Source organism: Peribacillus sp. NPDC058002 (assembly GCF_042886655.1).
In the GTDB taxonomy this organism is placed as follows: Bacteria; Bacillota; Bacilli; order Bacillales; family DSM-1321; genus Peribacillus; species Peribacillus aracenensis.
Window position 1 is genome coordinate 1 of the sequence record NZ_JBHVQU010000113.1, and the last position, 13007, is coordinate 13007.

Below are 13007 nucleotides of genomic sequence, written 5' to 3' on the forward strand. Positions count from 1 at the left end.
TGTGCTCACTTAAAATTTAACGTTGGCGCTTTGTTTTGTTCAGTTTTCAAAGAGCGATTTATTGTCGTTACTTCGTAAGCGACTTTATTATCTTATCATTCACTCAACCTATTGTCAACAATTATTTCAAATTGTTTTTCGATTGAGCAATTGACAATGTCGTTATTGGCGACTCCTAATATATTATCAGGTTAAAGAGTTATCGTCAATGGTTTAATTGGTTTTTTTTAAAAAAACTATAACATGATGAAAAACCCAAGGAGATATTCCTTGGGGTCTTCATCAGAGTGACTTCGACGCAATATCCTTTAAATGATCCAATAACCAATGGCCGCCAGGGCGGCAACTCCCGGTATTCCAAGCAGGCCGGCGACTGCCGAGGTAACAGGGTTGATGGGTACATGAATGCCAGCTTGATTCCCAAGTGTATTCAAAAAGAACAAAAACGCTGCACCGATAATGACCTTTATAATCCCCTGCCCTATAAACCGGACAGGTCTTAATGGCGCCCCGATAATGAGGAGCATTACAATCAGGCCGCCAATTACGGCAACAAAGACAACTGGTTCCAAACTCATTCCTCCCCGCAAGCTTGTACTACACTTATATGAGGAAATCGATGGATTAAGAACCGAAAAAAATGGCCATGAGGATCAGTAATCCTTCACAGCCATTTCCTAATCATCTTTTTAAGCGGACATTCCTTCTTTTAACTTCCCTGAATAGGTAGAAATATTTCACTTCCGCCAGTCTCGCTTGGGCGATTACTTCCTCAGATGGATCAACGCTTTTTTCGAGTAATGATTTTTGATTATGCCAATTCCATTTCAAATGTTCAAGCTCTTCGATTAATGAATCATTGAATTCATTCCGAAGTTTCTTTTTTTTACGAAAGAACAAGTGAAGTCCTCCCAGCTATCTTATATTTCTCTTCTTCCTTCTATTGCTTTTGATAGCGTCACTTCATCCGCATACTCCAAATCTCCGCCAACAGGAAGTCCGTGGGCAATTCGGGTCACTTTGATGCCTGATGGTCTAAGCAACCGCGAAATATACATGGCTGTCGCTTCACCTTCAATGTTAGGATTAGTAGCCAAAATTACCTCCAGCACTGTTTCATCTTGCAGGCGCTTTAATAAATCAGGAATATTTATATCTTCCGGACCGATTCCGTCCATCGGGGAAATACTGCCATGCAGTACATGGTATAAACCATTGAACTCTCTCATCTTTTCCATAGCTATTACATCTTTAGGGTCCTGAACCACACAAATCAAACTTCTGTCCCTCTTTTGATCTTCGCAGATATAACAGGGATCTTGATCTGTAATATGACCACAGACTGAGCAATACATAAGATTCCGCTTAGCATTAACAAGTGCTTTTGCAAAATCCAAAACAGTATCTTCCTTCATGCTTAATACATGAAAGGCTAATCGAGCAGCCGTTTTAGGACCAATCCCCGGCAATTTCATAAAACTGTCAATGAGCTTGGAAATTGGTTCTGGATAATGCATCGAATTCCTCCTAAAAATTTCAAAAGAAACCCCCTGAATGGAAGTTTCTTTTGAACTTGCTTAAAACATACCCGGAAGGTTCATTCCCTTAGTGAATTGTCCCATCGTTTGGTTTGTCAGTTCTTCCGCCTTTTTCAAAGCATCGTTAGTCGCAGCCAGCACTAAATCCTGAAGCATATCGATATCATCCGGATCGACAACTTCCGGTTTGATGACTACATCGACTATTTCTTTATGTCCAGTCACGATGACCGTCACCATTCCGCCGCCAGCAGTTCCTTCAACCTTTTTTTCACCTAATTCTTCCTGTGCCTCTGCCATCTTCTTTTGCATCTTTTGCATTTGTTTCATCATGTTCTGCATATTACCGCCGCGCATACCCATTCTTCTTACCTCCAATTATTCTTTAATTTCAAGTAAATCATCGCCGACTAATTTTCTAGCCTCTGCTATAAAGGGGTCTTCTTCTTTTGATTCCGTTTCTTCTGGACCGTCGAACTGCTGTGTCGATATGAAATCCTCCCGCAACCTTTGCCACTGGCTCTCCGGAACTCCAGCTATCTCCATTCGGTGTCCGGTCAATTGCTGCATGATCGAGGCTATCACTTCCACGAAACGGTTATTTTCCATTGCCATTTGACAATGAATATCATATTTGAATTTTACCACAAAAGCTTCGGTAGACGCAGCAACAGGTTCTGCCTCCGTTAATAAAGCTGCCAATGATTTTTGGTTTTGCTGGCCTAACTGTTCAAGCAATTCCCCCCACTTACTTTTCACAGCATTAAGATCTGGCTTCGTAGCTTGTTTCAAAACTTGATTGATCTTTCCTGCAGGTGCTTTATACGCTTTTTTAACGGCCCTTTGCGCCTTAGCCTGCTCTGCAGGTTTTTCCGTCATGGCTGCCGGGATGCCGTTTTTCTGCATTTCGAGTAATTTCTTCTCTAAATCTTCTATTTTCTGCAGCAGCTGTTGAAGCTGCCCGTTATCACTTTGATTTGGCCTTTGCTCATTACATAACTTCACAAGTGCCACTTCAAGGAAAATCCTTGGATGATTTGTCCATTTCATATCCTGCTGTGTTTGATTGAAGCTTTCAATAATGGAGTAAATCGATTCAGAAGAGATGACTTCTGCCAATTCCTTAAATTGGGGATCTATTAAAACACGCTCGAAGGATTCTGCCAGTGCCGGTGCCGTTTGATACAAAAGCATGTCACGGAAATAATAAATCATGTCTTCTATGAACCTGGCCGGGTCTTTTCCCATGGCCAGCAATTCTTCAAGGACTTCAAGTGCCACCGCTACTTCTTTATCATATATGGCTTTTGCCAGCCGGCTTAAAAATGCCTGTGACACAGAGCCGGTGACAGTCAATGCATCTTCCACAGAAACCGTCTCCGAGCTGAAGGATATCGCTTGATCAAGAAGGCTTAGTGCATCTCGCATCCCGCCTTCGGCTGCCCTTGCAATGATATGCAGGGCTTGTTCATCACATGAAACACCTGTTTCTTCAATGATTTGTGACATCCTGCCAACTATATCTTGAGGCTGGATCCTTTTAAAATCAAACCTTTGGCAACGGGAAATGATCGTTAGTGGAATCTTATGAGGTTCAGTCGTCGCCAATATAAAAATCACGTGCTTCGGAGGTTCTTCCAATGTCTTTAAAAGCGCATTGAAAGCCCCTTGTGAAAGCATATGTACCTCATCGATGATATAAACTTTATATGTAACCGCATTAGGAGCATATTTAACCTTATCACGAATGTCACGGATTTCCTCGACACCATTATTGGATGCTGCATCAATTTCTATAACATCTGATATGGAACCATCGGTGATTCCGCGGCAGGTAGCACATTCGTTACAGGGCTCACTTATCGGGGCATGCTCACAATTCACTGCTTTTGCTAGAATTTTGGCAGCACTTGTTTTCCCTGTTCCACGTGGACCGGAAAATAAATAGGCATGCGAAACCTTCTGCCCGACCAAGGCATTCTGCAACGTTTTCGTTACATGTTCCTGCCCGACTACATCAATGAATTGTTGTGGCCGCCACACCCGGTATAATGCTTGATACCCCACGGAAATCCCTCCTTCTTTTCTCCATCTTGTTTATTATACATTACTGATTTCCTTAATTTCAAAGCCTAAAAAGAAATTTCATCATTGCCTCATTTTTTTCAAGAGTACCAAGCACTTTACCTTCTTGGCATAAAAAAAAACCCACCCGATACGAATGAGTTTTTTGTTTATGTAAAATAACTGCCGTGCACCTTCTGTCGATTAGCAACCATAAGCGTTACTTAAGCAGTTAGCTCGACCCAGGCAACCCTGCGGCACATGAGAACTTCCACTTAATGCTGCTTCCTTCCGGACCTGACATGGTTCATGGAGTCCCATTGCGCAGGACCCGGGCGTCAACACCACTTACTTAAGGCAGGCCCTACAGAATGCTAACCTCGAGAAGGGATTCAACCTCGCTAGAGCGGATTGCGAGTACAGGGCACCGCTACCTCCCCGTCTAGCACGGCAAAAGTAATACCAATTTCACAGCGTCATGACGACGCATAATTCATTATACTAAGGTAACAAAAAAAACGCAAGTGTTGTTCATGAACAGTTTGATTCCAAATTTATCAAACGAAGCAAACCTTTTTTTCAACATTCGTTTTTCCTTATTTATTTTCTTCGGCAATCTTGAGTGCTTGCTCTCTTTTCAAAGTTTTCTTTCTATCCCTAAGCTCTTTAAAAAAAGAAGTCAATATCCAGCCGCACTCTTCGCCTAATACACCGCTTGTTACATCACATTGATGGTTAAAGCGTTCATCTTGAAGTAAATCCATGAATGTCCCCGCACAGCCAGCCTTTGGATCATGCGCTCCAAAAACAACCCTTTTCACCCTAGATTGCAAGATGGCCCCAGCACACATGGGACAAGGTTCCAACGTCACATATAATGTCGCATCTTCAAGGCGCCAACTGCCAAGTTCCTTGCAAGCCTCATTGATCGCAAGCAGCTCCGCATGTGCCGTCGCATTCTGTTCCGTTTCCCTCAGGTTATGCCCTGTCGAAATAACTTGATCATCTAATACGATTAAAGCGCCAATCGGCACTTCTTTCAACATCTGCGCCTTTTCTGCTTCCTTTAAGGCTAAATTCATGTAATAAACATCATCCTTCATAAAAAAACCCCCTCATATAAAGTAGGAGTAAACAGACAAATATAAGACAAAAATAAAGGTCATACTACTTGTTCTAATGAATAGTAACGCATGCGGCCTACGTGCTGCAAGTAAATTCTCACAATATAGGAGGATATACCATGAATCGACCTGAATCACCTTCTTTTGCATTGCTGATCATTGATATGATCAATGATTTTGATTTCAAATACGGGAATATGCTCCTTGAACATACGAAACTTATCGTCGATCCGATTTTGAAATTAAAAAAGCAAATGAAAGAAAAAGGTTTTCCAATCATTTATATCAACGACCATTATGATTTATGGCAGGCTGACTTCGATAAAATTATTGATAGATGTAAAAATGAAGGAAATGCCTCATTAATCGAAAGGATAAAACCCCAACAGGACGAATTCTTTCTCATCAAGCCGAAACATTCCGCATTTTATGGGACGGCACTCCATACACTACTTAAACGTTTAAACGTGGAAACACTGATCATTACCGGCATAGCTGGCAACATCTGCGTGCTATTCACGGCCAATGACGCCTATATGCGGGAATATAAATTATGGATTCCGAAGGATTGCATCGCTTCTGCATCAAAGGAAGATAATCATTACGCGTTAAAGATGATGAACCATGTTCTCAAGGCATCCATAAAAGATGGTGAAGACTTTTAAGCACCAATCGAATAAGGCACTAACCTCATGCCACCTCCAATAAACAAACTTTCATTCTCTTTCTTTATCAACCTGACAAAAATATCACTAAAGTCCCAAGTCTGTGATACAATATCTCTTGGCGAAAAACCTAATAACCGGGAATTTCAGCTTGATACCTCATGAAGGAGGACAGATTGGATGAAATCCACCCCATTTATCACCGTCGAAGGTCCAATCGGCGTGGGAAAAACATCACTTGCAAAAATTATTGCAGATCATTTTCAAATTTCATTATTGAAGGAAATTGTAGATGAAAATCCATTTCTCGGGAAATTCTATAAAGATATTGATGAGTGGAGCTTTCAAACAGAAATGTTTTTTCTATGTAACCGGTATAAACAATTGGAAGATATCGAAAAAAAGTATCTTACTAATGACCAAGCCGTGGTGGCTGATTACCATATATTCAAGAACTTGATATTTGCTGAACGAACGTTAAAGAACGGACAATACAATAAGTACCTTGAAATATTCAATATTTTAACACGTGATATGCCTAAACCTAATATGGTGATTTATTTAAATGCAAGTCTTGATACTCTTATCTCCCGAATCGGCAAAAGAGGTCGTGAATTCGAAAAAAATATATCCTCCATTTATTTAGAGCAGTTATCCGCGGATTATCGAACGTTCATGGAAGCATTTGAGAAACAGCACCCTGACATACCTGTTCTTACATTCAATGGAGATGAGCTGGATTTTGTCGGGAACAAGGATGATTTGAAAACGATAATCAGCCAAATAGAGAATGCCCTGCACAAAGGAGTAAAGTCAAATGAACTTACGAAAGAAATATAATATTCCAAACAACGCTGTCATTACGATAGCAGGGACGGTTGGCGTAGGAAAATCGACTATGACCAATGCTTTAGCCGATGCCCTTCAATTCAGGACATCCTTTGAAAAGGTTGATACGAACCCCTATCTGGATAAGTTTTACGATGATTTTAATCGTTGGAGTTTCCACCTGCAAATCTATTTCCTCGCTGAACGTTTTAAAGAGCAAAAAAAGATCTTCGAATATGGCGGCGGTTTTATTCAAGACCGTTCCATTTATGAAGACACCGGGATATTTGCAAAAATGCATTATGAAAAAGGCACGATGAATGATGTGGACTACGAAACTTATACAAGCCTTTTCAACGCCATGGTAATGACGCCATACTTCCCGCACCCTGATTTACTTATCTATCTCGAAGGTTCGCTGGATGATATCCTCGACCGGATCCAAGAGCGCGGCCGTCCAATGGAACAGCATACTCCAATTGAATATTGGCAGGAAATGCACGGCCGTTACGAAGAATGGATCGATCAATTCAACGCCTGCCCTGTCCTTCGGTTAAATATAAATGAATATGACCTTATGCAGGATGAAGCAAGCATCGAACCTCTTATAAAACGGATTGCCGAATATATGGAGCAAACCAAATTATTGCGAAATGTGTAAAACAGAAAAACCACCGGTTATCCGGTGGTTTTTTAATATATTAGAAAACAAAAATTCCGTTACATATCTGTAACGGAATTTATCGATATCCAATTTATGCGCTGTGGTTATTAATAAGTTATGGAGGAGGTAGAGGGATTCGAACCCCCGCGGGATTTGACTCCCCTGTCGGTTTTCAAGACCGATCCCTTCAGCCGGACTTGGGTATACCTCCGTATCAACATTTATTATATTACATGGAATTAAAATTAAAGTCAAGCCCTCTATAAAGTTTTTTTAAAATAATTTCAAACTTTTATAAAAAGGAGAATCAGCCTCTTTAATCAGAAGCTGATTCCCTTTAACTTACGGTTTAATGACTTCCACACCGCGCATATATGGACGTAATACTTCAGGAATGATAACACTGCCATCTTCCTGCTGATAATTTTCCAAAAGGGCAGCAACTGTACGGCCGATTGCCAGACCTGATCCATTTAGAGTATGGACATGTTCAGGTTTGCCTTTTACATCACGTCTGAAGCGGATATTGGCCCGTCTAGCCTGGAATGCTTCAAAGTTACTGCAAGAAGAAATTTCTCGGTACGTCCCATAACTCGGGATCCAAACCTCGATATCATACTTTTTAGCAGCAGTGAATCCAAGATCTCCCGTACACATGCTCAGCACTCGGTATGGAAGGCCTAGCAATTGAAGGACCTTTTCGGCATGACCTGTGAGATTTTCCAATTCTGCATAAGAATCTTCCGGCTTCACGAACTTCACTAATTCAACTTTATTGAATTGGTGCTGACGAATTAACCCGCGGGTATCACGACCAGCAGATCCTGCCTCTGAACGGAATGAAGCGCTGTATGCCGCATAGCTTATCGGCAGATCGTCCGTGCTCATGATTTCATCACGATGGAAGTTTGTCACCGGGACTTCGGCTGTAGGAATCAAGAAGTAATCATCACTTTCGATACGGAAAGCATCCTCTTCGAATTTTGGCAATTGACCTGTTCCCGTCATGCTTGCACGGTTCACCATATATGGCGGCAGCATTTCTTCATATCCGTGTTCCTCAACATGAAGGTCCAGCATAAAGCTAATTAAAGCACGCTCTAATCGAGCACCAAGACCCCTATAAAATACAAATCGGCTTCCGGTCACTTTTGCTGCCCGTTCAAAATCCAGGATGCCTAGATCTCCAGCTACATCCCAGTGCGGTTTCGGTTCAAACTTGAATTCCGGTAACTCTCCCCATTTACGGATTTCGACATTATCGTCTTCCGTCTCACCAACAGGCACACTTTCATGTGGAATATTCGGAATGGAAAGAAGTAATGTTTCTAACTGGGCTTCCACTTCACGAAGTTCATCATCGAACCCTTTGATACGGTCACCAACTTCACGCATTTCGGCAATCAACTGATCTGCGTCCTTTTTTTCCCGTTTCAATACGGCCACTTGCTGTGAAACTTCGTTTCTTTCGCTTTTCAGCTTTTCCGTATCAGCAATCAAAGTCCGACGCTTTACATCCAGTTCCTCGAATTTACCTAAATCGGTCAAATCTTCTCCTCTAAATTGCAATACACGCTTCACTTCTTCAAAATTATTCCTTACATATTTCAAATCCAACATTTTCAGTTCCTCCTTAATAGTTTGATGATTTATCAAAGAACGCAAAAAACTCCCGTCCCCTGAAAAAGGGACGAGAGTTAACCCGCGTTGCCACCCTAGTTGAAGGCGTATGAAAAACGCCTACCACTTATCTTAATAACGGCTTTTAACCGAAAGTATTTACTGACCCAAAAGGCTTTCCATACTCTGCTCCAGGAGGGATTCACAAAACTCTCACACCGATTTCCACCAGCCATCGGCTCTCTATAGAAAGAAATACTTGTTACTATATCCTGTCATTGCTTTCTTATATAATCAGATTGTTTTCCATAATGTACTATAATTTTACACATTACGCAACCGTTTTATACACGAAACTTAAAACCAGCCTTTAACAGTAGAAGCTACACTGCTCCATACGTCACCAAAGAATCCGCCAACTGCTCGCATTGATAATACAAACCAGTTTGCCTTTTCAACAGATTCAGCAGCTACGACGTTCACCTTAACCGGATCGCCGTTAATGTACCCGTAATCTTCTCCTTTTTTAGGAGTGACTGTGATGTAACCTAGCTTTTCACCTTTTTTGATTGGTGCAGTAAGCTTACCATCATCATTCAATTTGTTTTTATCGATCACTAAATCTGTTTTATAGTTATCTTTCTCACCATTTTCAACAAGTAGCTCGATTGCCTTTTCAGATTGGATCTTAACGTTTTTTTCCTTACCTTTTACTACTGAAAGTGTTTCTTTCCCTTTCACCTGGTAATTGGCAGGAAGGACTTTTTCCTTTTTAAAGGTTGCATAAGCATAGTTCATAAGCTTAGTGCTATCTGCAAAACGTTCGTTTTTATTAGTGGACTTCATAACCACCGTGATATAGCGCTGACCGTCCCGGATAACCGTCCCTGTATGTCCATAACCGGCAAAGTCGGTAGAACCCGTTTTCAGTCCATCTACGCCTTTATATTCAAATATCAGACCTGGTAACATCCAGTTGAAGTTCGGATATTCTTTTCCATCACGGAACTTCAATTTAGGAATGCTGGCGATCTTTAACACTTCAGGATAATCGTTTATTAAACGATAAGCAAGAAGGGCAGTATCTTTTGCTGTCATGATATTTTCACTATCTTCATTACCAGAAGGATATTGTCCTAATAAATCGGAGTTGTTCAAACCGCTGGCATTAACGAATTTATGGTGTTTCAAGCCTAATTCCTTTGCTTTTTCGTTCATTAACTTAACGAAGCTCTTTTCACTTCCGGAAACCAACTGTGCTAAAGCCACTGTTGCCGCATTTCCGGAATAGACGGCCATAGCTTGATATAGTTCCTTAACTGTATAATCTTCACCTTCCGTTAACCCAACATTCGACAAATTGGGTGCTTTTGAAAGGTCATGTACGTATTTATTTATTTTAACTTTTTGATCCCAACTGATTTTCCCATTTTTGATTGACTCCATTATGATGTACTCGGTCATCATTTTAGACATGGATGCAATCCCTAATACTTTATCGGCATTTTTTTCATACACGATTTGTCCTGTTTCACCATCAATGACGATGGCTGCCTCTGCTTTTAAACCTAAATTATCAGATTCAGCAACAGCTTCCCCCGGTTGATAGGCAAATTGCGACATAACAAGAACTAAAACAAAAGTAAAAATGAGGGTCATCTTGCTGATTTTTTTCAATTTCCAATACCTCCAACTTTTAAGCTAATCTCTATAACAAAGAAGAAACTTTATGTAATTCCCTTGACACCTTGTCTAGTTTATCACAGAAAAAATAAAAAAAATAGACAGAGTAATCGCAGACTCTGTCTATTTTAATAATAAATTTTAATGACGATTATATGTTAAATTCATTACATTGAGTAGTTCGGTGCTTCTTTGGTAATTTGGACATCATGAGGATGGCTCTCCCTTAACCCGGCACCGGTCATTTTGACAAATTGAGAGTTTTCTCTCAACTCTTCCAATGTGGCTGTGCCGCAATATCCCATACCTGAGCGAATGCCGCCAATCAGTTGGAAAATGGTATCTGAAAGAGGTCCTTTATATGGCAGGCGCCCTTCGATGCCTTCCGGTACGAATTTCTTGTTATCTTCTTGGAAGTAACGATCTTTAGATCCCTTTTCCATTGCAGCAACAGAGCCCATACCCCGATACACTTTAAAACGGCGGCCTTGGAAAATTTCCGTTTCGCCTGGGCTTTCAGTTACACCTGCAAGCATGCTGCCAAGCATTACTGCATGTCCGCCTGCAGCCAGGGCTTTAACGATATCACCAGAGTATTTAATTCCGCCATCAGCGATGATCGTTTTACCATGTTTTCTTGCTTCTGTCGCACAATCGAAAACTGCCGTGATTTGCGGAACACCTACACCAGCTACAACCCTTGTCGTACAGATTGACCCTGGCCCGATTCCAACTTTGACTACATCGGCACCCGCTTCAATCAGTGCTTTAGTCCCTTCAGCCGTTGCCACATTACCGGCAATGATCGTCAATTCAGGATATGTCCCGCGGATTTCCTTCACCATTTCAAGAACGCCTTCTGAATGACCGTGAGCAGTATCAAGTACAATTGCATCGACATGGGACTTAACTAGCATTTCAACACGCTTCATTGTATCCTTAGTCACTCCGACTGCAGCACCTGCAAGTAATCTTCCTTGCTTATCTTTCGCCGAATTCGGGAACTCAATGACTTTCTCGATATCCTTGATCGTAATAAGTCCTTTAAGGACTCCATTATCGTCTACAAGGGGAAGCTTTTCAATTTTGTACTTTTGAAGAATCTTCTCTGCTTGTTCCAAGTTAGTTCCCACTGGCGCTGTGACCAGATTCTCTACAGTCATGACACTGGAAATCTTCAAGGAAAAATCGGAAATAAATCGCAAATCACGGTTTGTAATGATACCCACAAGTTTTTGATCCTCTATATTGTTGACTACAGGAACACCCGAAATGCGATATTTACCCATTAAATGCTCTGCATCAAATACCTGGTGATCCGGCGTTAAGAAAAATGGATCGGTAATTACACCGCTTTCTGAACGTTTTACTTTATCCACCAGTTCAGCTTGTGCTTCTATAGACATATTTTTATGAATGATACCTAATCCGCCTTGACGAGCCATGGCAATTGCCATTTCAGCTTCTGTCACGGTATCCATTCCTGCACTGATGATAGGAAGGTTGAGCTTTAAGTTTTCAGCTAAGTTGACTTGAAGGTTAACATCTTTCGGCAAAACCTCTGATTTCGCTGGAATTAATAGGACATCATCAAAGGTTAAACCTTCTTTTGCAAATTTATTTTCCCACATTATTTTCCCCTCCTGCTTAAAAATATTATTTGTAGGTTATCAATAGGACATACTACTGTCAAGAAGAGAAATAAAAGTTTGATTATTCTATTAATTCGGAGGATCGCTGCAATGCCTGAAAACAATGATAATTTCGATAAATATACACCTTTTTTTTCCGCATCTTCCTCACAACTTTTTTTACAAAAATGTTACACGCATGAAAAAATAGCAGAAGCGGAAATAAAAAGTTATGATAATTGTTATCCATTTATTTACCATCTTGAACATGCTAAAACTTATTATAATCAGGCTGCCATTGCACCACTTTCCATACAACCGATCCTAACATTTTATGGATTCGCCCAATTGTTAAAGGCTTGTCTGCTCACGATCGATCCCAACTATCCGGAATCAACCTCGATGCTTGCCCATGGGGTTACTACGAGAAAGAAGAAAAAACAACAATATGAATTTTTAAAGGATGAAGTTAAAACGCAAAAGAACGGACTTTTCACCTGCATTGCCGAGAAGTTATTTCATATCAAGCATTTGGAGGGTGAAAAATTTTCCATGGGGACGCTGATAAAGGAAATACCGGATATGCAAAATTTTACATGGTCAATTTCCAAGAAAAATTTCGTCACCATGTTACCCTCTTCAAATGGTTTTCAACTGCCCTCAACGACATTGGATAGCTATCAAATGACCAGCAGTCGATTGGAAGAATTTTTGAAAGCTAAAACGAATCAAGTTTACAATATTTCAGAAGCGCCTGGGACACTGCATTTAAAAACTGATGGCATTCCTATTCATAATGCTTCTTCCCCAATACGGTATAATTTGGCGGAAAGACAGTTCATGCTATCACTCAATAAAGATTCGTCAGCTTTTTCATTACCTGAACTTTTGATCCATTATTTGATTTCTTATAACCTTAGCATAATAGCTCGTTATGAAACAGAATGGTGGGCAGAAATGATGAAAACCATGCCCAATGATGATTACCCTTGCATTGTGCAATTCCTTAAAATAAGCCAAGCTAAGGTGCCATTTTTAATTTTTGAATGGATTAAGTCGGAGAGGTTCCACTTTTGATCCTCCCAACATCCAATTGGTCGATTGATCTGCCCCGAATGACGAAAAAAGACCAGCTGGATGGCTGATCTTTTTAAATGGCTTGGCGGCGTCCTACTCTCACAGGGGGAAAC

Annotated in this window: 13 protein-coding genes, 1 tRNA gene, 1 other RNA gene and 1 other annotated feature; of the genes, 4 read left to right on the forward strand and 11 right to left on the reverse strand. The window is 40.7% G+C overall.

What is annotated here, in order from left to right:
* Positions 1 to 308 precede the first annotated feature (308 nt).
* The 7 genes from ACFVSH_RS17400 to tadA all read right to left on the reverse strand — a co-directional run bounded on the left by ACFVSH_RS17400 (position 309) and on the right by tadA (position 4705).
* Positions 309 to 572 (reverse strand): pro-sigmaK processing inhibitor BofA family protein, encoded by a 264-nt coding sequence (locus ACFVSH_RS17400; RefSeq protein ID WP_192207387.1) that lies wholly within the window; start codon positions 570 to 572, stop codon positions 309 to 311.
* A 109-nt stretch (positions 573 to 681) separates the two neighbouring features.
* A complete protein-coding gene (locus ACFVSH_RS17405; protein WP_260288908.1) occupies positions 682 to 900 on the reverse strand; it encodes a YaaL family protein in 219 nt (72 codons plus the stop codon).
* Positions 901 to 920: 20 nt separating this feature from the next.
* Positions 921 to 1517, reverse strand: a complete 597-nt coding sequence (recR, locus tag ACFVSH_RS17410; RefSeq protein WP_034316264.1) for a recombination mediator RecR — start codon at positions 1515 to 1517, stop codon at positions 921 to 923.
* 60 nt (positions 1518 to 1577) lie between these two features.
* A complete protein-coding gene (locus ACFVSH_RS17415; RefSeq protein WP_076373267.1) occupies positions 1578 to 1895 on the reverse strand; it encodes a YbaB/EbfC family nucleoid-associated protein in 318 nt (105 codons plus the stop codon).
* A 21-nt stretch (positions 1896 to 1916) separates the two neighbouring features.
* Positions 1917 to 3605, reverse strand: coding sequence for a DNA polymerase III subunit gamma/tau (gene dnaX / locus ACFVSH_RS17420; protein ID WP_387605011.1), 1689 nt, complete (start codon positions 3603 to 3605; stop codon positions 1917 to 1919).
* 183 nt (positions 3606 to 3788) lie between these two features.
* Positions 3789 to 4053, reverse strand: an RNA gene (gene ffs / locus ACFVSH_RS17425) — signal recognition particle sRNA large type.
* Between the two features lie 145 nt (positions 4054 to 4198).
* On the reverse strand, positions 4199 to 4705 hold the full coding sequence (gene tadA / locus ACFVSH_RS17430; RefSeq protein WP_387707090.1) for a tRNA adenosine(34) deaminase TadA: 507 nt from the start codon (positions 4703 to 4705) through the stop codon (positions 4199 to 4201).
* A gap of 140 nt (positions 4706 to 4845) precedes the next feature.
* Between tadA and ACFVSH_RS17435 the strand changes: the two genes are divergently transcribed.
* From ACFVSH_RS17435 to ACFVSH_RS17445, 3 genes are all read left to right on the forward strand, one after another.
* On the forward strand, positions 4846 to 5391 hold the full coding sequence (locus tag ACFVSH_RS17435; protein WP_387707092.1) for a cysteine hydrolase family protein: 546 nt from the start codon (positions 4846 to 4848) through the stop codon (positions 5389 to 5391).
* Positions 5392 to 5571: 180 nt separating this feature from the next.
* On the forward strand, positions 5572 to 6231 hold the full coding sequence (locus ACFVSH_RS17440; RefSeq protein ID WP_387707094.1) for a deoxynucleoside kinase: 660 nt from the start codon (positions 5572 to 5574) through the stop codon (positions 6229 to 6231).
* On the forward strand, positions 6209 to 6880 hold the full coding sequence (locus ACFVSH_RS17445) for a deoxynucleoside kinase (protein ID WP_076373259.1): 672 nt from the start codon (positions 6209 to 6211) through the stop codon (positions 6878 to 6880). The genes ACFVSH_RS17440 and ACFVSH_RS17445 overlap by 23 nt, the downstream gene beginning before the upstream one ends.
* A gap of 121 nt (positions 6881 to 7001) precedes the next feature.
* Here ACFVSH_RS17445 and ACFVSH_RS17450 read toward each other — a convergent pair.
* The 4 genes from ACFVSH_RS17450 to guaB all read right to left on the reverse strand — a co-directional run bounded on the left by ACFVSH_RS17450 (position 7002) and on the right by guaB (position 11817).
* Positions 7002 to 7094, reverse strand: a tRNA-Ser gene (locus tag ACFVSH_RS17450).
* A gap of 131 nt (positions 7095 to 7225) precedes the next feature.
* Positions 7226 to 8503, reverse strand: coding sequence for a serine--tRNA ligase (gene serS / locus ACFVSH_RS17455; protein ID WP_387605014.1), 1278 nt, complete (start codon positions 8501 to 8503; stop codon positions 7226 to 7228).
* A 63-nt stretch (positions 8504 to 8566) separates the two neighbouring features.
* Positions 8567 to 8791 (reverse strand) — a binding site (T-box leader).
* Positions 8792 to 8860: 69 nt separating this feature from the next.
* Positions 8861 to 10180, reverse strand: coding sequence for a D-alanyl-D-alanine carboxypeptidase family protein (locus tag ACFVSH_RS17460; RefSeq protein WP_260288902.1), 1320 nt, complete (start codon positions 10178 to 10180; stop codon positions 8861 to 8863).
* 173 nt (positions 10181 to 10353) lie between these two features.
* Positions 10354 to 11817 (reverse strand): IMP dehydrogenase, encoded by a 1464-nt coding sequence (gene guaB, locus ACFVSH_RS17465; protein WP_063236531.1) that lies wholly within the window; start codon positions 11815 to 11817, stop codon positions 10354 to 10356.
* Positions 11818 to 11928: 111 nt separating this feature from the next.
* Here guaB and ACFVSH_RS17470 point away from each other — a divergent pair, with 111 nt between their 5' ends.
* Positions 11929 to 12894: a YaaC family protein gene (locus ACFVSH_RS17470; RefSeq protein WP_387707095.1), complete on the forward strand. Its 966-nt coding sequence runs from the start codon at positions 11929 to 11931 to the stop codon at positions 12892 to 12894.
* Positions 12895 to 13007: the final 113 nt, after the last annotated feature.